Below are 19,022 nucleotides of genomic sequence, written 5' to 3'. Positions count from 1 at the left end.
TTGGCTAGATAATAATCAGTAGATATGACAGTAGTTTTACTTCAACGATTACAGTTGATCCCATATTTTTCTTTGTAATAGTCTTTGCAAAGGATTTGGTTGCGTACATCTTGTGAAGTATCTGTATTTTCCAATAAATCAAAATAACCATTAATTTTTTCATCCGATTCTTCAAACTGCTTTGTTATAACCATGCGAATCAAGGTTAAATTAAAAAGACTGAGTCCTGTACAATACAGAAATCAGTCCTTAAAAGCTGCTTTATCAAACCGTCTAATATTGGGGCTAATCAGATGGATGGCTTGTTGTAGACGATTTACTTAATTAAATAAGTCTGGGGTTGGGATAGTCTTGTGCGCCCATACTAGAATTTCGTTTGAAATATCAGACTCTTCAAAATATTTCTGATGTGCTATTTCGTTCATTTCTAGTTTCCATTCAAATTCTTTTAAGAAATTAAATCTTTTTTCTTGCTCTTGCTCTGGCAATAAACTTAATAAAGTGTCATTGGGCAATAATGTAAATAATACAGCATCGTCCCCAAGACCACATTTTTTTGCTAATTGAAGATCAGTTAATGCTGCTAGACAGCTAATCTCAAATTTGTCATATGTTTTGTAGATTGTGGAGTTTATATTTCCAACTTGTTTAGTTCCTTTAGGGCGAATTGGCACATCTATCTGATGAGTTTTTTGCCCAATTTTGACATCTAGCCAAGACTTTTCTGGAAAAATATCATATACATTCTCTTTAATTTGATTATAAATATTTGACTTAACATTGTTTATTAAATTGGATGTTCTATAGGTAGGAAAACGATTTACTGGTTCATTTAGTGAATTATGCGGTTTACCGAAAGGGACTGCTCGATCAAATAATTTCTCTAAAATAGCTTGTATAGAGTCACCACGAGCAAAGCCTCGTTGGTCAAACACTAATTGAGGAGAGACAGATTTTTTCCAGTCACGTTTAAGTAAATATTCTATTAAATCAATCGCTAACTCAAGGTTGTTGGAAATGTCATTTCCATAGACACACTGTAGACGACCATAATCTTCAATAAATTTGGTGTGAATGAATCCATTTTCTTCAAAAAAGATGCCAATAGATATTTGTTCATTAGTAACTAGATCAGGTGTCCAACGGATTTGTGCCCAATGCCCCTCAATTGTATTTTTTTGAGGTAAGTTTTGCTTAAATTTTTCTTCTAGCCCTTTGAAATTATTCATAACATTAACTCAGTGGACGAACAATCGAATGAGATGAAAGAAATGTATCACATCTTTCGCTAAATTTTGTTAGACCTTCTGCCCGATACTTAAGAAAGTTTAAAACAGTTTCTAAGGCTAAATATGATGGTATTTCTTCGATACCTGTTTCAATGACTTCATCACCGATTAAATCATGCAAGTGAAGTCTTATTTCAGCTTCTGCTTGCAGAAATGCATTTTTATGTTCAAGTTTGGCTTTTTCGAGTTCTTGCATAGTGTTTTCGTATTGGAACAATCCAGAAGCCTCATGTTTCTCATGAAGTAGCCTTAAATGAAGATTATGTGCGAAGCCCATGTGAGGACAATTAAAGTCAATTAATTGAGCTTCTTTCCAATTTCCTCCATGCATACATTCACCATGATCAATAAGACTAAAAGTCTTATCAGGTAAATGAATAGAATTTCCCATATTTCTATCTGTATTTAATATCCAATCATCAAATGCAATCAAATTTGATAAATGGCTCCAATCTTTCATACATGAGCTAAAATATTCAAGCATCACCTTCATAGCATTTGGGTTGTTTTCTATCTCAATCCTAAGGTTCTTACCTTTAACATCTTCCGACACCCAAGCAAAAGTAAATCCTCTGTAGCGATCTACTTCACTAAGTACATTTACAAACGATGGATTTAGCATTTTATTTTCTAATAAAAGGAAACCAGCTCTAGGCGGCATTGGTAAATTAAGTGCTCTCCCTAAAAGGTATCCAATCATTTCATTAATTAGACTTCTAGGTTTATTACCAGCGTAAATTTTTACCCATGAATCTCGCTCTACATCATCTTCCCATTTGATAGTTGCTAGATGAGTGGCTCCTGAAACACCATCAGTTGAACCACGAAGATACTCAACATAATTTGAAGAGGGTAGATATTGAATAATTTGTGATGTGGTCATCTATTGTATCCCTATAGCTAAAAGCTAGGTTTGCAAAAGTACTATTAACTTCTTCTTACACGTTTTGGACGTGAACCACCCAATGGTCTAAATGCATCAATTACCAACCCAACCAACTGCATTCCTTCTTCAAACTCAATAATATTGGGCTGGAAATTTGGATTAAGTGCTTGCAAATATTTACGCTCATCACTTTCTATGACAAATTTCTTAAACGTTGCATCTGAATTATGGCGTACAACAATCAGGTCTTCAGAAATCAGGTCAGAAGTTTGGAAGTTTGGATTCACTAAAATATAGTCACCTTCCATGTAGGTCGGAAAATTACTAATACCAACAACTCTTAAATAAAAACAGCCGTTTGGATCATCCGCACTTAAAGGGGGGAGCCATTCGTTAATTTCTGATGGATTGATTGCTTCTATAGACGTCATTGTTCCAGCTTGCACCCATGAAAGAACAGGTAATAATTTTGCAGTCACAGGGGCAACGTTGTTATCAAGAGCACCTAAATCACTTAATGATTTAGCATCTATGCGCCCTGAGCTATTTTTTTGATCTAACTTTATCTCACCATTGCCAGTAGCTAACCATACTGGGTTAACGTTCAAATACTTTGCTGCACGCAAAAGATTTTCACCTTCCATGGTTTTTGATTTACCAGAGAGCCAATCACTCACAGATGGAGGTTTTACTCCAACAGCGCGGGCGAGTTCTACACCTTTAACTTTTTTAATAGGCAGAACTTCCATTGCATACTTCAGTCTTTCAGCAAGTGTTTTCATAAGCAACTCTCAAATCGTTAGGAAATCCTAACATGAATAAAATTAGGTGTGCCTATTGATTATTTATAAGGAATGCCTAATAATTTGTTTTGTTATAGGAGAGCAACATGAATGACAACCAACTGATTGAAGCCTTGGGTGGGTGTAATGCAGTTGCACGGCTTTTAGGTATCACTGGTCCTTCTGTAAGTGGGTGGAAGGCTATTCCAACTGATAGAAAGATTCGCCTAGCTGTGATTGCAGAGGACCGTGGAATCTGCACACGCAAAGACTTATTCCCAGAGGATTACCAAAACATTTGGATTGAGCTACGTGAGTCAGCTTGTACATAAAAGGAAACGCTATGCAAAAAATAACTTTTCCAATTTTTTCATTTAGCCGAAAACTTTTGGCACCTATGTCAACTCGTGTGCCACTGGAAGTACAGGAATTGGTAGATGACTTGGCGATGAGCCAGGGTAGTGACCGAGCTAAATGGTTAAGAGAAGCCATAGATTTAAAGATTGAAATGGAAACAGGTCAATCATCATCTGTGCATGTACAAAAATCAAAGAATACAACGTCTACAAGCGTATTCAAGAGTGTATTCAAAAGTCTAAATATATTCTCAAGCACAAAAAAAGCCTGATTTCGTGGATCAGGCTTTTGTGTTCATTGATTGGAGAACCAAATTGAACATGAACAATTTAACAGAACATCAGTGTAAGGGCAAATGCCCAGAGTTTAAGGAAGAGCAGTGTAATCACTGTTTAGTACCAGATTCCAACTATTCGGAAATTCCGAATAGCTCGGATTATGCCGTAGGTGATTTGGTTGTGCTTAGTAATCATGGTGCATACGAGCATTATCACGGCATCTATGAGGTCAAAGATGTTGATGGTGATCATGTCGTTATACCTTTGTTTGGTCTTGTATCAATTCAAAAAAGTTGTGTTCGTTATCCCACTTCTGCAGAAATTAAAGCAAAAAAGCGATTATCACCTCCAGCTGCCTTGCTCGTATCTGGATTAAACGATGTAGAGAAATACCACCAACGAGCGATTGCAGCACAGGGGGAAGTGTCGTGAGTCATATTTTTAACCATCTACCCAATCAAATTGCTGCTGTCAGAATTGGTAAAGATGTTACCTATGCGGAAATTGAAGCTAAGCGCTCTTCGAGAGAGCAACTGGAGCGCGAACTTGAGATTTATTTAGCCGATGGTGGTGAAGTTACAGTTTTGGAGCCTGGATTTACACACTTTAAAAATGGCCTTTTACCTACACTTTCGGCTCGCTTAGTTAAAAGTGATGAAGAAAAGCTGGCACAAGAAAAAACCATTGAAGCAAAAAATATTGAGATACGAAAACAACGCGCTGCACTAAAAGAGCAACGACGCCAACAAAGTCAACTACAACATCAACTACAAATTAAAGAGCAATGCATGGTGTTATCGGCCTTTGTTGCTAAGTACCCAAGACCTAATGACTTTAAGCGCCTTGCTGAATTATGTGGGTACCAAGTACGCCATTTACGCGACGCCGCTAAAGGGCACACAAGAATTGGGGCGAAACGGTGGGATTCAGTTAAGCAAGCGGCAAAAACCTACAAAGTGGAGAATGAAGCATGAAAGAACATAACAAGGTTTTGATGTTTATCTTCATGTTGATTGGTTCAGTCGCAATCAAATTTTGGGGGCTGTAATGAAAAAGAAACGCTCGAAAAAATATAACCCGAAAAAGTTGAGTCCAAAAGCTGTTCAGCAGCTTCAAAAAATGGCCCTCATTAGACAGGATGTTAAACACACCTATGAAATGAGTATGCAATTCGTATCTGCCCATGTACGTGATTACATCGAAGACAAAAAGCGACAGGAAAGTGAGTTATTGGAACGTTTTCCAAATGCAGATACTTTGCCGTATCACTTTACCATCGGTGCTTATGATTATCAGGATTTGGCCATAGCTTTAATTTTAGGTCATGTTGAACAACCTGAAGCATGGCAATTATCAGCTGATATTCACATGATGAATATTGATGATTTGAGCAAACCAATGGTTACAGTTGAATTTCGTCGTGATTTGCCAAGCATGAGCCATATTGAATTATTACGTGGTAAGAAAGATTGCAAAATTGATCTTGGTCATGGATTGAAAAAGGTTGGTTGGCTTGGTTTGGATCAGGAAATAATTAAAGAAATCGAATCTCAGAAAAATATTCCTGACGATTTTGGCATTGAACAAATTCAGGTCCTTATCGAAGCTGATATTAAATTTATCAATACCAAGTGCTATCAGGAATTTTTAGCAGTTGCTGAGTGGGTAAATTCGGGTCATGAAATTGCTGAGGACCGTTTACGAAAATTGTGGATAGCTGACCAGGTATTAGGTGGTAGCGGGAAAACCATTGGATATGAGGGGGCAGCATGAATTCTCCTTATGAATTATTTCATGGTGATTGCTTAGAGCGAATGAAAGAAATTGCAAGCGGTACCGTTGACATGATCCTATGTGATTTGCCTTACGGTACAACTTGCTGCAGCTGGGATGCTGTTATTCCATTTGAGCCACTTTGGGCTGAGTATGAGCGTGTAATAAAGCCGAATGGAGCAATTGCATTATTTAGTGCGCAACCATTTACAGCAGTACTCGCTTGTTCAAATTTAAAATTATTTCGCTACGAGTGGATTTGGGAAAAGCCAAATGCAACAGGATTTTTAAATGCAAAGAAACAGCCTTTAAGAGCTCATGAAAGCATTTTGATTTTTTATAAATCACAACCAATATATAACCCTCAAAAAACATTTGGTCATGAACGTAAAACAGCAAAAAAGAAAGTTATAGGTTCTGAACACTACGGAAAACAACTTAGTGTTAAAGATTATGACTCTACTGAACGATACCCACGTTCAGTACAAGTATTTAGTTCCGACAAGCAAAAGCAAGCACTTCATCCTACACAAAAACCTGTTTCACTTTGTGAGTATTTAATCCGCACATATACCAATGCTGGTGAATTAGTGCTGGATAGCACAATGGGGAGTGGGACAACAGGAGTGGCTTGTATCAACACTGGGCGACGATTCATCGGTATTGAAAAAGATACAAGCTATTTTGAGACTGCCAAAACTCGCCTTGATGAAGCCGTGATATTCCATCAACAAAAGCTATTCAGTGAGGCAGTATGAGCAACCAAGACGTAGAAATATGGATGCCTGTCTACATTGGTGACATGCTTGCGAAAACCACACGCATGACCACTGAGCAAATTGGTGCATCCTTTTTATTGCTAATGGATTATTGGCGCAATGGTGCCATTCCAGATGACAACAATATTATTGCGAGCATTACGCGAATTTCTTCATCAAAAGTGAAGACATTAAAAGCCGTTTTGATCAGCTCAAATTTATTGAATGTTCAGGATGGGGAAATCCATTCGGAATACTTAGATAATTTAAAGACTCAGGCAGAAAGTAATAAGTCTGCAAAAGCAGAGCGGGCAAAGAAAGCAGCTGAAGCACGTTGGAATAAATCACAAGATAATGCATCAACCAAGCATGAGAATAGCAATACTTATGCAGATAACATGCATAACACAAGCAATGCTCATGCATATACACAAGCAATGCATGAGCAATGCTTAGATGATGCTAAAAACATGCTTGAGGAATGCCCGTCATCGTCACCTTCATCTATTAATAATATCTCTATATCGCACGACCAAAATTTGTCCGACTCTGAAACGGCAGAAGACGAGCGTTTTTCATTTGATTTAATCACTGTGAACACTCGTATCAAACTGCGTGGTCTGAAGGAAATTACTCAAGACGATCTGAATAAACTCCAAGAGGATTTACAGGCTGAGTACGGGCATAAAAACCAAATGGTGAAAAACCAAGTACTTGGGAAATTGGTTCAATGGGTTGAGCGACGGCAACAAACACCATTGGCTGCACCTGATAAACCTAACGTGAAACCAAAACAGGCTGCCACTCGATCTACGGGTTTGAACGTTAACGATGCCTGGAAAGATCAACCCATGAACAACCAGCCATTTTTCGGCAAGGTTGAATTACCTGAGGGCATGGAATGAACGCACATTTTCAATTCAATGGTCACGTGATGTCACAGGAAGTTTGTGAAAAACATGGACTGAAAAAAATCTCAACTGGTAAAAATTTAACTTGCCCTGAATGTGCTCGTGAATTTTTGTTGGCTGAAAAAACAAAGCATCAGGCTGAAACGGATAGAGCTGTATTTGAAAAACATATTGCGAGTGCAATGCTTCCTGATCGACACATGCATTCAGCATTTTCAAATTATCAGACGCATACACAAGGGCAAGCACATGCATTGAGTCAATGCGCAGGCTATGCACAACGTATTGCAGAAAAGCGAATTTCAAATTTCATCATGGTGGGTTCAACAGGAACAGGTAAAACACATCTTGCTTGTGCAACGGCAAAACACTTGCTGAAAAAAGGACTGAAAGCACGTTACATCACCAGTGAAGAAATTGCGCAGCGAATCATGAATGCATGGGATAAGGATACAAAAGATCAATCTGAAGAAGCCGTGATTTATCAGTTCGCGCAATACGATTTATTAATCGTGGATGAGTATGGGTTGCATGATCGTGATAAGCGTATGGAGTTGGTCCACAAGGTTTTGACAAAGCGATATGACAGCAAAAAACCAACCATGCTTATTTCCAATTTTACCTTGAAAAAACTTCGTGATGATTTAGGTGATCGGCTATGGTCCCGCTTTCAGCATGATGGCCTGACTATGGTGGAGTGTAATTGGCAGGATTTAAGGATTGATAGCTAATGAAAAGAAAAATGAAACAGCGCATCACACAGCAACGACGTCAACAGAGAAGCAATGCTTCCATGTTGAAAAAAACAAATTGCCCACATGGTTTTGATATTGCCTGTTTATTTTGTGGTTTTGGCGAGAAAGATGGGAAACGTGTTTGGCACGATTGGACGAATAAAGAAAAGGATGTGGCATGACAAGTTATTTATCACCAGCGCAAATCAAGAGACTTGCACACAAACGTGAGGCCAAACCTAAAAAGCCAAAATATGGCAATCATAAAGTGATTGTCGATGGTGAAAAAGTTGCTGATTCACAGCATGAATATCGTCGTTTAAATGATTTAAAGGTTTTACAGCGTGCAGGTGAAATTAAAGAGTTGCACACACAAGTTCGTTACAACCTGATACCACCGCAAGTGATTGATGGTAAGCGTGAGCGAGGTACCGATTATATTGCCGATTTTGTTTATTGGACTAAGGATGGCCAATTCATCTGTGAAGATGCCAAAGGTCATAAAACCGATGCATACATCATCAAACGTAAGCTGATGAAGCTTATTCACAATATTGACGTAGTAGAAGTTTAAAGCAAAGGGGCATAGGACGATGAAATCAAACGCTGAAACAATATTAGAAGCCATTGAAGACTTGCATAATCAAGAACAAATTGTCACCCGTGAAACGCTGTCACAGCTGACTGGCTTGAAGCTATCCATTATTGATGACCGTTTAAGTTATTTAGTGGATAGCGGGCAAATCATTCGCGTACAGCGTGGTGTGTTCATTCCTGCTCCTAAGCATCGTCCAAGTCGCATTATGTCGAAAATGGTTTTACCTGATGGCACTGTAAAAATTGAAATTGGAGATGATGAAGTTTTAACGCTTACGCCACGTGAAGCACGTAACTTGGGTAATTTGATGGTGGCTGAAGCCATGCAATATGCAAATATTGAAATGGGCCATCATATGGCAATTTTACAAAGCGAGGTTTCTGGTCAGGTTCGTAAACTTTCAAAGCAAGTAAGTGATTTATTGGATGTTGGAAAGCAGGGTGAATTGTTATGAATAACTCTATAATATATTGGATTAATTAAATTAATCGAGAGTTAATGTTATGGAGCTATTAAGAGATTTGGAAAATAATAATCCATTATGGCGCTATATGGATACGTCTAAATTTCTTGATTTGTTACTGCATAAAAATTTAGTGTTTCCTCGTTTTGACAGATTTGAAGATCCGTATGAAGGACATGCGAATCACTTTTCAGAATTAGTTAAAAAAGAACTTGCTAAACATTTTGGTATTGATAGTAGTCATACTTATGGTGGGAGTATATTTTCTGATTATGTGAATATTAGCAATTTTTATGCATATGTTAGTTGTTGGCATCATAATAAAAATGAGTCTGCTGGGATGTGGAAATTGTATTGTTCAACACCAGAATCATTAGTTATTAAAACAGATGTTGGTGCCTTAAAAGAATCTTTATCTTCAAGTGAAGAATTCCATTTGATTTTTAGTAAGGTGTCTTATGATTCAGGTCTAGAAGGTGTAAAGATAAAAAATTTGAAGGATGTTAATGTATTTAATTCACTTTTAATGAAAAGAGAATCTTTTGAACATGAGAAAGAGTATCGTATTTTATTGATTGATAATGAAGATAGAGTTGAGGTCCTAGAAAATTATCAAAAAGACTTTGAACGTGAAATGAATAATTGGTATAACCAAATAGATTTGGAATTACAAGAAATTAGAGAAAATGTAAGTAAAATACCTAAAGATATACTGAAAGAAAAAGTAAGAAATTTACAGCAGAGTCAAGTATATATACCTTCAAATACAAGTCTTTTAGAAGTTGTAACTAAGTTAAAAAAAGAACGTCCTGTAATTAGAACAATAGAAATAGATTTAAGTATTTTAATTAAAGAAATAGTTATTTCACCTTATGCTCCAGGATGGTTTGTTAAAACTATTGAAAAGCTAATTCAGGATCTGGGTTATGATTTTAAAGTTTCACAATCAAAGTTGTATGAACTTGAATAACCCCCCTATAAGGTTAGACCCCTGCACCTATAAACACGATCATTAAACCAATATGAGGTTTGGTGATCATGACTGAAAAAAAAGTAATTGATTGGGAAAAGATCGAACTCGATTATCGGGCCAATGTAAAAACATTGCGGCAGATTGCTGATGAGCATGGGATTACTCACGGTTCAATTAATAAACGTGCCAAGCGAGATGGTTGGGTGCGTGATTTGTCTGCCAAAATTAAAGCTAAGACCGATGAGTTGGTATCCAAAAGTTTGGTATCCAGTGAAGTATCCAAAGAAAAGCGTCTGACAGAAAAACAAATTATTGATGAAGGTGCGACAGCTTTAACCAACATTCGTCTTGGCCAGCGCAAGGATATTCAACGCTCCCGATCTATTGCTATGAGTCTTTTTGATGAGCTTGAGCATCAAGTAGGTATAGAGAATGCCCAGAATCTTGAAAGATTGGGTGAGTTATTGCGTTGCGAGGATGATAAAGGTCGGGATGCATTAAACGATCTGTACATGAAGATCATCTCAATGCCTGGTCGCGTGAAGTCTATGAAGGATTTAAGCGACACACTCAAAACATTGATTGCTTTAGAACGTCAAGCATTCGGACTTGATGATGAGAACAATAAACCTGTTGATGCGCTGACAGCATTACTTGAACGAGTGAGCACTGGTAATAGCTCTGCGTTCAAACCAATTGCAGATGATCCTGAATATGGAGCATCTACATGAATATAACGACTAACCACCCACATCAATTTCATTTCATTCACGTACGTGCGCCAAAAGTGCACCATTGTTGTGCATAATGAGGTGAAAATTGATTTATAACACTAACTTACAGCCACTACCGACAAATGCCGATGAGCTTGAACGCTGCTTGGCAGACCCTATTTGGCGTATTTTTAGTGGCTGTTTGTATAAGATCAAAATTAAAGGTGATGACTTTGTAAATGAGCTTGGTCAAATTGAAGAAGCACCAACTTACGAATTGCCTTTTAAGCCTAATGACGCACAGAAGAAATTCTTAAATCGTTTGTGGTACCGCAATATTATTTTAAAAGCACGTCAGTTAGGTTTCACCACATTGACTTGTATTTTATGGCTTGATCATGCTTTGTTTAATGCGAATCAGCACTGTGGTGTTATTGCACAGAACCTTGAAACTGTCGGAGATATTTTCAGTGACAAGATTAAATTTGCCTACGACAACTTACCACCTGAAATATTAGAACGCTTTCCACTAAAAACAAACAATGGTACCGAGATGGAGTTCGCACACAACGGCTCTAAAATCTCTGTGGCCACATCATTCCGTGGCGGTACTATGCACCGTTTACTTATTTCTGAATACGGTAAAATTTGCGCACAGTCACCAGGTAAAGCAAAAGAAGTACGTACGGGTTCATTGCCTGCGGTTCCGACCACTGGTATCTGTGTCATTGAATCAACAGCAGAAGGTCGAGGTGGTGATTTCTTTGAGAAAGTACAGATTGCTCAAAAGAACTTTGCATCACGTAAAAAACTGACACCAAAAGATTTTAGGCTTCATTTTTATGGTTGGTGGGAAGAACCAAAGTACCGTATTGACGCATCAGAAGTTATTATTACTCAAAAAGATCACAATATTTTTGATCATATTGAAATTGTTGTTTCTAAAAACTTAGGCAAGCAGATCAAGATTGACCCTGATCAGCGCGCTTGGTACGTGTCTACACGTGATAACGACTTATCAGGCGATCAAGCTTTGATGTGGCAAGAGTACCCATCGTTTCCAGATGAAGCTTTTCAGGTCAGTACAGAAGGGAATTACTACGCAAGCGACATGCTAGAACTGCGTAAACGTGGTGGTATTGCTCAGATAGAAGTGCTAGACGTTCCAACAAACTCATTTTGGGATATTGGCAATCACGATGGTTGTGCAATTTGGCATCATCAGATGATGAATCAGCAAGACCGTTTCATTGATTATGATGAGGCTCATGGCCAAGATTTAAGATATTACGCAAAACTGATCAAAGATAAGCCGTACTTGTATCACACCCATTTCTTACCTCACGATGCAGCACATCAAAGGCTTGGCGATTACAACAAGTCAGTATTAGAAATGCTTGAGGAATTATTACCTGGTCATAATTTTGTGGTTATTCCACGTATTACTTTGCTTACAACAGGTATTCAGCAAACCCGTAGACATTTAAAAAATGCTTGGTTTGATGAGGAACGCTGCAAACTAGGTATTGAGCGTATCGAAGGCTATAAGAAAAAGTTTAATCAGCAAGCCAATATGTTCATAGATCAACCTGACAAATCAAATGGCTGTTCAGAAGGTGCTGACGCGCTCAGACAATGGGCACAAGCCAAGGATGCAGGTCTACTTGGTGATTACGTCTATACGGCTAGTCGTACCAGTGATAATTCAAGTACAAATGTGTACGGACAAAGGTCTAGTTATAACGAAGCACCACCAACAGATTGGCGACTTTAGGGATTTAAAATATGTTTACTCAACAAAATAGCAAACTTGAGCAAGCTGATGTTGATGATGATGTGCTGAGTCTTGATGAATTGACTGAGATTATGCATGAAATTGAGGAGCAACCTCACTGGCGTGCAACAGCAGACAAAGAAATGGACTATGCCGATGGCAACCAATTGGACTCTGATTTGTTGAAAAGGATGCAAGCGATTGGTATTCCACCTGCAGTAGAGGACATGATTGGTCCTGCTTTACTTTCTGTTGAAGGCTTTGAATTACAGACGCGTACTGATTGGCGAGTAAAAGCAAATGGTGAAACGGGTAGTGATGATGTTGCTGATGCATTGAATTATAAGTTGAATCAGGCTGAGCGTTTATCTAAGGCAGATAAGGCTTGTAGCATGGCATTTCGTCCACAAATTGGTTGTGGTCTTGGTTGGGTTGAAGTTAAACGCGAACAAGACCCTTTTAAATATCCGTATCGTTGTGTTGCTGTGCATCGTAATGAAATCCATTGGGATATGAAGTCCACTGAAAACGATTTAAGCGATGCTCGTTGGTTGCGTCGTACCCGTTGGATACACCCTAAACGATTGGTGAGTGCTTTTCCGCAGCATGAAGAGTTGATTACAACCATCGGGCGTCATGGTGGTTCTTGGTGGCTGGAAGCTGACGTTATAGATGGTGGTTCGAGCACTGGATTACATAACGCATGGTTAGATGCTCGTTCATATACGATTAATGAGCAGTATTGGTATAACCCAACATCCCAAGAGCTTAATTTGGCAGAAGTCTGGTATAGACGTTGGAAGCGTGTGCCTGTATTAAAGTTTACTGATGGTCGTGTCGTTGAATATGACAGCAGCAATATGGCACATGATATTGCCATTTTTCAGGGTGTTGCCCGTGTAGAACAAGCCAATATTTCTACAGTACGCCGTTCATATTGGTTAGGTCCTCATTGTTTATATGATGGACCTTCACCGTATTCGCATCATTATTTCCCATACGTGCCGTTTTGGGGATTTAGAGAAGACAATACTAATATTCCATATGGCTTTGTACGACGTATGAAATTCCCACAAGACAGTATTAACAGTGGTATTTCTAAATTACGTTGGGGAATGAGTGTTACACGTGTTGAACGTACAAAAGGTGCAGTAGACATGACTGACGAGCAATTGCGTCGTCAAGTTGCACGTCCTGATGCTGACATTATTTTGAATCAAACACACATGGCAAAGCCTGGTTCAAAATTTGAAGTAAAGCGTGATTTTGAATTATCGCAGCAACATTTTACTTTGATTAATGATGGCCGGGCAGCGATTGAGCGTGTCAGTAATATCACCAGTGGCTTTCAGGGCAAAAAGGGTAATGCTACATCGGGCAGACAAGAACAGTTGCAGATTGAGCAATCCAATCAAACATTAATGAAAATGATGGATAACTTCCGTGAAGCCCGTACTTTAATGGGTGAAATCTTGTTGTCTATGATTGTTGAAGATTTGGGTACACAACAGCACGTGATTGTAATTCAAGGTGATGCTGTGCGTGAAGATCGTACCGTTGTCATTAATAAGCCTGAAACAGATGAACATGGGTATCCGTATGTTTCTAATGATGTGCAGCGCACAAGATTGAAGGTTGTATTGGATGATGTACCGAGTTCTACGACATTCAGAGAGCAGCAATTGAATGCACTGTCTGAAATTACCAAATCATTGCCTGCAGAAATTCAAACTGCAGTATTACCGTATGTTATGGCACTGACTGATATTCCATTCAAGAAAGATATTATTGAGTCGATCCGCCAAGCGACACAGGCTCAAACACCAGAACAGATTGAGCTGCAGATTCAGGATGCTGTTAAACAGGCATTGGCACAAGCAGGTAACGATATTAAATTGCGTGAACTTGAGCTTAAAGAACGTAAATTAGGCAGTGAAATTAAAGAGATTGATGCGCGTTCAGTGCAAATTGGGGTTCAGGCAGCTTACTCTGCAATGCAAGCTGGTGCTCAGGTTGCCCAAATGCCACAGATTGCACCAATTGCCGATGTTGTGATGCAAGGTGCAGGCTATCAGCGGCCGAATCCGATAGGTGATGATCCTAATTTCCCAACAGCAGAGCAGACTGCAGCACGTAATATCCGTAGCCCATATATCGAAGGTGAAGGAGCGCAGGCGGGAAGTGAACAATTGCCAATGGTGCAACAAAATACAAGCCCGATGAATCCACCTGTGCCGCAGCAAGGTGGTACAGGGATGCAGGGGATTGAGACTGAAAGCGTGAGTGATAATCTTTAAATCGATTTGAGTGGCTGAAAATGCATTACAATCTATATAGGTAGGTTAGCGGTGTAATCAATGGAAATAAAATACGATAAAGAAAATTTAAATTTTTTATATGAATATCAGATAAAGCAGTATGAGTATGTGAAGGCACAAACTATAAGATTAGATGATAAAGCTATTAAATACTTGACCTTTATAACTTTGGTCATGGCAATTGTAAGTATACTTTTTAAATATTATTTTTTTGATATGGAAAATTATGACTTGTTTTCATTTTCAACTGTGCCTATATTTATTCTAGTTCTTTTATTTATTTCAATATTTTGCATCATTAGATGGCTTTTACTTAGTCTTAAAGTTACAGATGTATTAAAGCTGTCTGCGGGGATGGGTATGCAAGAATACATAACAACAAACTCAATGGAGAAAGTCTATGAAGGGCTCTCTGATGATTTGTCTAAAATTATTGCCTCTTATGAGGCAAGCATAAAGAATAAAAAAAAGTTGCTGGAAAAAGCCTTTAATGAAACTTCTACTTTAGGTATTCTTTTGTTAGTTCTTGGTTTTTCAATTTTATTAGATTTCGGAATTAAACATGGTACAGAAACCACCATCGCCTCAACCTGCACCGAAGCCACCCGTTGAGCAAGATTGGATTGTTGGTTTCCCCAATCCACCTAAAAAGAAAATAGGAAATTAAATGACAGCTAAATCCACACCGAAACCGACTCCCAAACCACCATTAATTATTATTGGGGATTCTCGTCCACAAAAAAAATAATACCCTTGAAAGAGCGTTTATCTAGTTGATGCATTATTATCTGTATGTAATATTGAAAGTCCACATAAGTGGGCTTTTTTATTGATGAAATATGCAGACACCAGGGCGATACACGCTAATACCAAAGCACTATCTAGTTACACATTATTTTGTAATCTATAAAACCCTTGAGGGTGAAAATACAATACTTATGCCGAACAGATTTAGGCAGGAACTTGATGGACATGCAATAAGAAAACTAGCAATAAAAAAGCTACAGGAAGAACTTGGGGGAATAGACTTCCGAATAGTTAGAATAGAAAAGCATGGTGACTGTGTTTATTGCGGCAACTTTGGAAAGTTAGAAAGATCGCATGTGATCGGAAACACTGTCTTTAGTAAAATTTTAAAAGACAGTGAAAACGGGCACGCTATTAAAATTTCTTTGTCTGCTGAACAAAAAATTGGAAAAAGCAATGATTCATGGGCAAAGGAAATGCTATGTAATACTTGCGAATCTAAATTTAATTCGGAATTTGAAAATTATTCAATCTACCTATTAAGAGAAAAACAACCAGGTGTCATAGTTTCTAAATTTTCTTCAGGCGTTAGCTTTCAAAAAGTTGATACCAAGAAAATATTTCTCTACGTGTTGTCCATTTTATGGAGAGCAGCATACTCAGATCATAAAGCGTATGCAAATGGGCTTTGTTGCATAAATATGTAAGCATCTGATTTAAATAAATTTAATTTTGGATCAAAAAATAATCAAAACTTTTAAAATCATATAGTTATGAAATCTTTGTGCAACAAAGCCATGCAAATGTAATCATTAATTATGGCATGGACTCATATTTAAGATGGTGCTTCCAAAATAATAGAAAAACACATTCACTGACATACAGTATAAAAATTAGTAAATTAGTTGATAAAACAAATTATTTTAACGAGAAAAAGTTAAGAAATTTTATTTTCAATCCTTTTGTGAGAAAAATTGATAATAAAAATGCAAGTTATTGCATGCTATATGAGGGATATTTTTTTGAAGTTTTTTTAAAGGCATTACCTTTTAAACAGAGAAATGGACAGGGGTTTATTGATTTTAAGAAAAATATATTGTTTGTCCCTTATATAGATGTTTTTGATATTCCCGAAGTATATGAGTATTTCGGAAGAGCTGTTGCATATCATCATGCAACGAATCCCCCCTGTAAGGCTAACCCCACCATTCGTAAATCCTAGACACTTTCCTCATGTTGAGCAATCAGCAGCTAAACGCTAGAGCACTCTAGCCATTCAGACCTAAGCGGCTACAGCGAAAAGTAGTAGGAAAGTATGGATATTACAGAGCAACAACAAGAGTTGATTGAAAACAATGGTGGGAAATTACCACCTGATCTTGCATCGCAACTGTTAGAGCAGGCGATGAATGGCGATACCGATCTAAATGGATCGGACAATGGTGGTGAGCCAAACACTGCCCAAGAAAAGGAACAAGCTCCACCTGCAGATGAAACAAAAGTAGAGCCAACTCAGACACAGCAAATTGATGAAGATCAATTGAATGCTGAAAATGCAGTGGTTCTAGCTAAAGACGGAAAACACACCATTCCTTTTGAGCGTTTATCTGAAGCGCGAAAAAGTGAACAAGAATGGAAGCAGAAGTTTGAAGAAACGCAGCAGCAACTTGCTGAACTTCAAGCCCAAGCACAGCAACGTAAAGAGGCTGGGGAAGCGCCAACCACACAAGACAATCAAGTCAATATCGCTCAACAAGCCATTGATCAGGGTGTAGACCCTGCAATTTTTGGTGACTTTAGTGAAAAGGATTTGGCTGCTGGTATTCAGAAGCTTGTGAATGCACAGGTTTCAACATTGGTTCAACAGCAGTTACAAACTGCTTTAGCACCATTGCAACAGCAGCAACAGTTAAGTGCGGAACAAGCTCATTTCCAAGAAATCTTTACAACACATCCTGATGCTGAATCAATTGTTGAATCAAAAGAATTTGGTGATTGGATGTCTGCTCAACCAGGCATTGTTCAAGGTGCGTATCAATCCGTTTTGGAAAAGGGAACGGCCACACAAGTCGTAGAACTTTTAAGTTTGTATAAATCTGCTAATCAAACGACTCAACCAGCTGCACAACCTGAAGAAGATAAGGTCAAAGCAGCAGCGAAAAAAGCTGTAACAGAAGCTCAAACACAAGTACCACACAGCCTTAGTGATTTGCCTGCGGGCAGTCCTGCCAATGTTTCCCGTGATGAGCGCATCGCAAGTATGACGCCTGCGCAATTGATTGAGGAAATGTCTACATGGACTGAAGAACAACGCCAGCAATACCTTGATCGCCGTGTGTAAAACAAACGTGGAGAGTAAACATGACAACTAAAACCAATGCCGCTTATGGTGATAAAACAAATATGGTGACTCAAGCCGTTGGCTTGTTCGCTACACACATGAACCGTAACAGTACCTTAAACCTTTTAGCAGGCAAAATGCCGAAAGGTGAAGCAGGTGCAGAAGCAACCTTGCGGAAGCAGACCACACAACACATGCCGATTGTACGTGTACAGGACTTGGGTAAAGGACGTGGCGATGAGGTGACATTCCACCTGCTTAACCCTGTTGGTGCATATCCAATTATGGGTAGTGCTTATGCCGAAGGCCGTGGTGTGGGCATGTCTTTGAATGAAGACCGTTTGCGTGTTAACCAAGCGCGTTTCCCTGTGGATTTGGGGAATGTGATGTCGCAAATTCGTAGTCCTGCAGATTTACGAAAATTAGGTCGTCCAGTCGCGCAAAACCTCATGGATCGTTATAGCGATCAGTCATTATTAGTGCACATGGCTGGTGCACGTGGTTCACATGACAATATTGAATGGGTGGTACCAAAAGCATCACACAGTGAATTCAATGAAATTATGGTGAACCGTGTTAAAGCGCCAACTAAAAACCGTCACTTTTTAGTGGATGGTTCAGGTGTTCAGTCATTCAAACAAACTTCAGATGAAGTGGAAATTGATACAACTGACTTATTTACGATGGATGCAGTGGATTCAATGAAGTCTGTTTTAGATCAGATTGCATTACCACCACCAATTTGTAAGTTTGAAGGTGATGTTGCTGCAGAAGATTCACCATTACGTGTATGGCTAGTATCTCCAGCACAGTACAACAAGTTTGCTTCACAACCTGGATTCCGACAATTCCAATCGGCAGCAATGGCACGAGCAGGGCAAGCAAAACAGCATCCGTTGTTCTTAGGTGATGTTGGCTTATGGAATGGATTCATTATTCGTAAGATGCCTCGCCCAATTCGTTTCTACGCAGGTGACACAATTAATTATTGTGCAGCTTATGACTCTGAAGCTGAGTCTAGTGCAGTGGTACCTGCAAGCTTTGGTGAAAACTTTGCTGTGGATCGTTCAATTATTTTGGGTGGTCAAGCAATTGCTGAAGCTATGGCTGCGTCTGAACATTCTGGTGCTCCATTCTTCTGGTCTGAAAAAGAGCTCGATCATGGAGATAAGTGGGAGCTATTGATTGGTTCTGTACGTGGTACTTCAAAAATCCGTTTTGCAGTAGATACAGGCGAACGTACAGAGTTCACTGATTATGGTGTAACGGTGGTAGATACGGCTGTACCAATCATTGGTCGTGGTCAATAAAAACTTTGGGTATGTCT

General features: G+C 38.7%; 24 protein-coding genes. 21 read left to right on the top strand and 3 right to left on the bottom strand.

The window, feature by feature from the left end; translation table 11 throughout:
• The first annotated feature begins 192 nt into the window (after positions 1-192).
• A complete protein-coding gene (locus HYG89_RS16090) occupies positions 193-324 on the top strand; it encodes an IS3 family transposase (protein WP_372595704.1) in 132 nt (43 codons plus the stop codon).
• On the opposite strand, the gene HYG89_RS06410 is transcribed toward HYG89_RS16090, so the two are convergent.
• Genes HYG89_RS06410 through HYG89_RS06400 form a run of 3 tightly spaced genes read right to left on the bottom strand, consistent with a single transcriptional unit; the run spans position 321 to position 2,957 of the window.
• Positions 321-1,229 carry a hypothetical protein gene (locus HYG89_RS06410; RefSeq protein WP_178866737.1) on the bottom strand — a complete coding sequence of 303 codons (909 nt, stop codon included), beginning with the start codon at positions 1,227-1,229 and terminating at the stop codon, positions 321-323. The genes HYG89_RS16090 and HYG89_RS06410 overlap by 4 nt on opposite strands.
• A 4-nt stretch (positions 1,230-1,233) precedes the next feature.
• Positions 1,234-2,172 carry a hypothetical protein gene (locus tag HYG89_RS06405; protein WP_178866736.1) on the bottom strand — a complete coding sequence of 313 codons (939 nt, stop codon included), beginning with the start codon at positions 2,170-2,172 and terminating at the stop codon, positions 1,234-1,236.
• A 44-nt stretch (positions 2,173-2,216) separates the two neighbouring features.
• Positions 2,217-2,957 carry a LexA family transcriptional regulator gene (locus tag HYG89_RS06400; protein ID WP_178866735.1) on the bottom strand — a complete coding sequence of 247 codons (741 nt, stop codon included), beginning with the start codon at positions 2,955-2,957 and terminating at the stop codon, positions 2,217-2,219.
• A gap of 107 nt (positions 2,958-3,064) precedes the next feature.
• Between HYG89_RS06400 and HYG89_RS06395 the strand changes: the two genes are divergently transcribed.
• The 20 genes from HYG89_RS06395 to HYG89_RS06300 all read left to right on the top strand — a co-directional run bounded on the left by HYG89_RS06395 (position 3,065) and on the right by HYG89_RS06300 (position 19,005).
• Positions 3,065-3,289, top strand: coding sequence for a Cro/CI family transcriptional regulator (locus tag HYG89_RS06395; RefSeq protein WP_178866734.1), 225 nt, complete (start codon positions 3,065-3,067; stop codon positions 3,287-3,289).
• A gap of 11 nt (positions 3,290-3,300) precedes the next feature.
• Positions 3,301-3,585, top strand: a complete 285-nt coding sequence (locus HYG89_RS06390; RefSeq protein ID WP_178866732.1) for a hypothetical protein — start codon at positions 3,301-3,303, stop codon at positions 3,583-3,585.
• A gap of 49 nt (positions 3,586-3,634) precedes the next feature.
• The gene (locus tag HYG89_RS06385) at positions 3,635-4,024 is read left to right on the top strand and encodes a hypothetical protein (protein ID WP_178866625.1); all 390 of its coding nucleotides are present in this window, start codon (positions 3,635-3,637) and stop codon (positions 4,022-4,024) included.
• Positions 4,021-4,566 carry a hypothetical protein gene (locus HYG89_RS06380; protein ID WP_178866730.1) on the top strand — a complete coding sequence of 182 codons (546 nt, stop codon included), beginning with the start codon at positions 4,021-4,023 and terminating at the stop codon, positions 4,564-4,566. Before HYG89_RS06385 ends, HYG89_RS06380 begins: the two co-directional genes overlap by 4 nt.
• 73 nt (positions 4,567-4,639) lie before the next feature.
• Entirely contained in the window at positions 4,640-5,365 is a 726-nt protein-coding gene (locus HYG89_RS06375) for a hypothetical protein (protein ID WP_178866728.1), read from the top strand.
• The gene (locus tag HYG89_RS06370; RefSeq protein ID WP_178866726.1) at positions 5,362-6,123 is read left to right on the top strand and encodes a site-specific DNA-methyltransferase; all 762 of its coding nucleotides are present in this window, start codon (positions 5,362-5,364) and stop codon (positions 6,121-6,123) included. Before HYG89_RS06375 ends, HYG89_RS06370 begins: the two co-directional genes overlap by 4 nt.
• Positions 6,120-7,028 (top strand): DUF1376 domain-containing protein, encoded by a 909-nt coding sequence (locus HYG89_RS06365; protein WP_178866724.1) that lies wholly within the window; start codon positions 6,120-6,122, stop codon positions 7,026-7,028. The genes HYG89_RS06370 and HYG89_RS06365 overlap by 4 nt, the downstream gene beginning before the upstream one ends.
• The gene (locus HYG89_RS06360) at positions 7,025-7,765 is read left to right on the top strand and encodes an ATP-binding protein (protein WP_178866722.1); all 741 of its coding nucleotides are present in this window, start codon (positions 7,025-7,027) and stop codon (positions 7,763-7,765) included. The genes HYG89_RS06365 and HYG89_RS06360 overlap by 4 nt, the downstream gene beginning before the upstream one ends.
• Complete coding sequence (locus tag HYG89_RS06355; RefSeq protein WP_004761387.1) at positions 7,765-7,950, top strand: hypothetical protein; 186 nt, start codon at positions 7,765-7,767, stop codon at positions 7,948-7,950. The genes HYG89_RS06360 and HYG89_RS06355 overlap by 1 nt, the downstream gene beginning before the upstream one ends.
• A complete protein-coding gene (locus tag HYG89_RS06350; protein WP_178866720.1) occupies positions 7,947-8,342 on the top strand; it encodes a DUF1064 domain-containing protein in 396 nt (131 codons plus the stop codon). The genes HYG89_RS06355 and HYG89_RS06350 overlap by 4 nt, the downstream gene beginning before the upstream one ends.
• A 19-nt stretch (positions 8,343-8,361) precedes the next feature.
• Positions 8,362-8,820 carry a type IV toxin-antitoxin system AbiEi family antitoxin domain-containing protein gene (locus tag HYG89_RS06345; RefSeq protein WP_178866718.1) on the top strand — a complete coding sequence of 153 codons (459 nt, stop codon included), beginning with the start codon at positions 8,362-8,364 and terminating at the stop codon, positions 8,818-8,820.
• A 49-nt stretch (positions 8,821-8,869) separates the two neighbouring features.
• On the top strand, positions 8,870-9,799 hold the full coding sequence (locus tag HYG89_RS06340) for a DUF2971 domain-containing protein (RefSeq protein WP_178866716.1): 930 nt from the start codon (positions 8,870-8,872) through the stop codon (positions 9,797-9,799).
• A 68-nt stretch (positions 9,800-9,867) separates the two neighbouring features.
• A complete protein-coding gene (locus tag HYG89_RS06335; RefSeq protein WP_178866714.1) occupies positions 9,868-10,533 on the top strand; it encodes a hypothetical protein in 666 nt (221 codons plus the stop codon).
• An 88-nt stretch (positions 10,534-10,621) separates the two neighbouring features.
• On the top strand, positions 10,622-12,289 hold the full coding sequence (locus tag HYG89_RS06330; RefSeq protein ID WP_178866712.1) for a terminase: 1,668 nt from the start codon (positions 10,622-10,624) through the stop codon (positions 12,287-12,289).
• A gap of 11 nt (positions 12,290-12,300) precedes the next feature.
• Positions 12,301-14,586, top strand: a complete 2,286-nt coding sequence (locus tag HYG89_RS06325) for a hypothetical protein (protein WP_178866710.1) — start codon at positions 12,301-12,303, stop codon at positions 14,584-14,586.
• 60 nt (positions 14,587-14,646) lie between these two features.
• Positions 14,647-15,219, top strand: a complete 573-nt coding sequence (locus HYG89_RS06320; protein ID WP_178866709.1) for a hypothetical protein — start codon at positions 14,647-14,649, stop codon at positions 15,217-15,219.
• Positions 15,220-15,446: 227 nt separating this feature from the next.
• Entirely contained in the window at positions 15,447-16,061 is a 615-nt protein-coding gene (locus tag HYG89_RS06315) for a hypothetical protein (RefSeq protein ID WP_178866707.1), read from the top strand.
• 77 nt (positions 16,062-16,138) lie between these two features.
• On the top strand, positions 16,139-16,576 hold the full coding sequence (locus tag HYG89_RS06310) for a hypothetical protein (RefSeq protein WP_178866705.1): 438 nt from the start codon (positions 16,139-16,141) through the stop codon (positions 16,574-16,576).
• 93 nt (positions 16,577-16,669) lie between these two features.
• The gene (locus HYG89_RS06305; RefSeq protein WP_178866703.1) at positions 16,670-17,695 is read left to right on the top strand and encodes a hypothetical protein; all 1,026 of its coding nucleotides are present in this window, start codon (positions 16,670-16,672) and stop codon (positions 17,693-17,695) included.
• A 20-nt stretch (positions 17,696-17,715) separates the two neighbouring features.
• Complete coding sequence (locus tag HYG89_RS06300; RefSeq protein WP_178866701.1) at positions 17,716-19,005, top strand: DUF4043 family protein; 1,290 nt, start codon at positions 17,716-17,718, stop codon at positions 19,003-19,005.
• Positions 19,006-19,022 lie beyond the last annotated feature (17 nt).

It is taken from the genome of Acinetobacter sp. SwsAc5 (genome assembly GCF_013391485.1).
GTDB classification, from domain to species: Bacteria; Pseudomonadota; Gammaproteobacteria; order Pseudomonadales; family Moraxellaceae; genus Acinetobacter; species Acinetobacter towneri.
This window is presented reverse-complemented; position numbering and strand designations above follow the sequence as displayed.

What these genes read in the sequence shown, in the direction of transcription:
- HYG89_RS06385 (WP_178866625.1), top strand. Translation starts at nt 3,635, where the DNA reads ATGAACAATTTAACAGAACATCAGTGTAAGGGCAAATGCCCAGAGTTT.
- HYG89_RS06400 (WP_178866735.1), bottom strand. Translation starts at nt 2,957, where the DNA reads ATGAAAACACTTGCTGAAAGACTGAAGTATGCAATGGAAGTTCTGCCT.
- HYG89_RS06345 (WP_178866718.1), top strand. Translation starts at nt 8,362, where the DNA reads ATGAAATCAAACGCTGAAACAATATTAGAAGCCATTGAAGACTTGCAT.
- HYG89_RS06340 (WP_178866716.1), top strand. Translation starts at nt 8,870, where the DNA reads ATGGAGCTATTAAGAGATTTGGAAAATAATAATCCATTATGGCGCTAT.
- HYG89_RS06375 (WP_178866728.1), top strand. Translation starts at nt 4,640, where the DNA reads ATGAAAAAGAAACGCTCGAAAAAATATAACCCGAAAAAGTTGAGTCCA.
- HYG89_RS06320 (WP_178866709.1), top strand. Translation starts at nt 14,647, where the DNA reads ATGGAAATAAAATACGATAAAGAAAATTTAAATTTTTTATATGAATAT.
- HYG89_RS06315 (WP_178866707.1), top strand. Translation starts at nt 15,447, where the DNA reads ATGCAGACACCAGGGCGATACACGCTAATACCAAAGCACTATCTAGTT.
- HYG89_RS06370 (WP_178866726.1), top strand. Translation starts at nt 5,362, where the DNA reads ATGAATTCTCCTTATGAATTATTTCATGGTGATTGCTTAGAGCGAATG.
- HYG89_RS16090 (WP_372595704.1), top strand. Translation starts at nt 193, where the DNA reads ATGCGAATCAAGGTTAAATTAAAAAGACTGAGTCCTGTACAATACAGA.
- HYG89_RS06355 (WP_004761387.1), top strand. Translation starts at nt 7,765, where the DNA reads ATGAAAAGAAAAATGAAACAGCGCATCACACAGCAACGACGTCAACAG.
- HYG89_RS06390 (WP_178866732.1), top strand. Translation starts at nt 3,301, where the DNA reads ATGCAAAAAATAACTTTTCCAATTTTTTCATTTAGCCGAAAACTTTTG.
- HYG89_RS06365 (WP_178866724.1), top strand. Translation starts at nt 6,120, where the DNA reads ATGAGCAACCAAGACGTAGAAATATGGATGCCTGTCTACATTGGTGAC.
- HYG89_RS06410 (WP_178866737.1), bottom strand. Translation starts at nt 1,229, where the DNA reads ATGAATAATTTCAAAGGGCTAGAAGAAAAATTTAAGCAAAACTTACCT.
- HYG89_RS06405 (WP_178866736.1), bottom strand. Translation starts at nt 2,172, where the DNA reads ATGACCACATCACAAATTATTCAATATCTACCCTCTTCAAATTATGTT.
- HYG89_RS06335 (WP_178866714.1), top strand. Translation starts at nt 9,868, where the DNA reads ATGACTGAAAAAAAAGTAATTGATTGGGAAAAGATCGAACTCGATTAT.
- HYG89_RS06325 (WP_178866710.1), top strand. Translation starts at nt 12,301, where the DNA reads ATGTTTACTCAACAAAATAGCAAACTTGAGCAAGCTGATGTTGATGAT.
- HYG89_RS06395 (WP_178866734.1), top strand. Translation starts at nt 3,065, where the DNA reads ATGAATGACAACCAACTGATTGAAGCCTTGGGTGGGTGTAATGCAGTT.
- HYG89_RS06305 (WP_178866703.1), top strand. Translation starts at nt 16,670, where the DNA reads ATGGATATTACAGAGCAACAACAAGAGTTGATTGAAAACAATGGTGGG.
- HYG89_RS06350 (WP_178866720.1), top strand. Translation starts at nt 7,947, where the DNA reads ATGACAAGTTATTTATCACCAGCGCAAATCAAGAGACTTGCACACAAA.
- HYG89_RS06300 (WP_178866701.1), top strand. Translation starts at nt 17,716, where the DNA reads ATGACAACTAAAACCAATGCCGCTTATGGTGATAAAACAAATATGGTG.
- HYG89_RS06360 (WP_178866722.1), top strand. Translation starts at nt 7,025, where the DNA reads ATGAACGCACATTTTCAATTCAATGGTCACGTGATGTCACAGGAAGTT.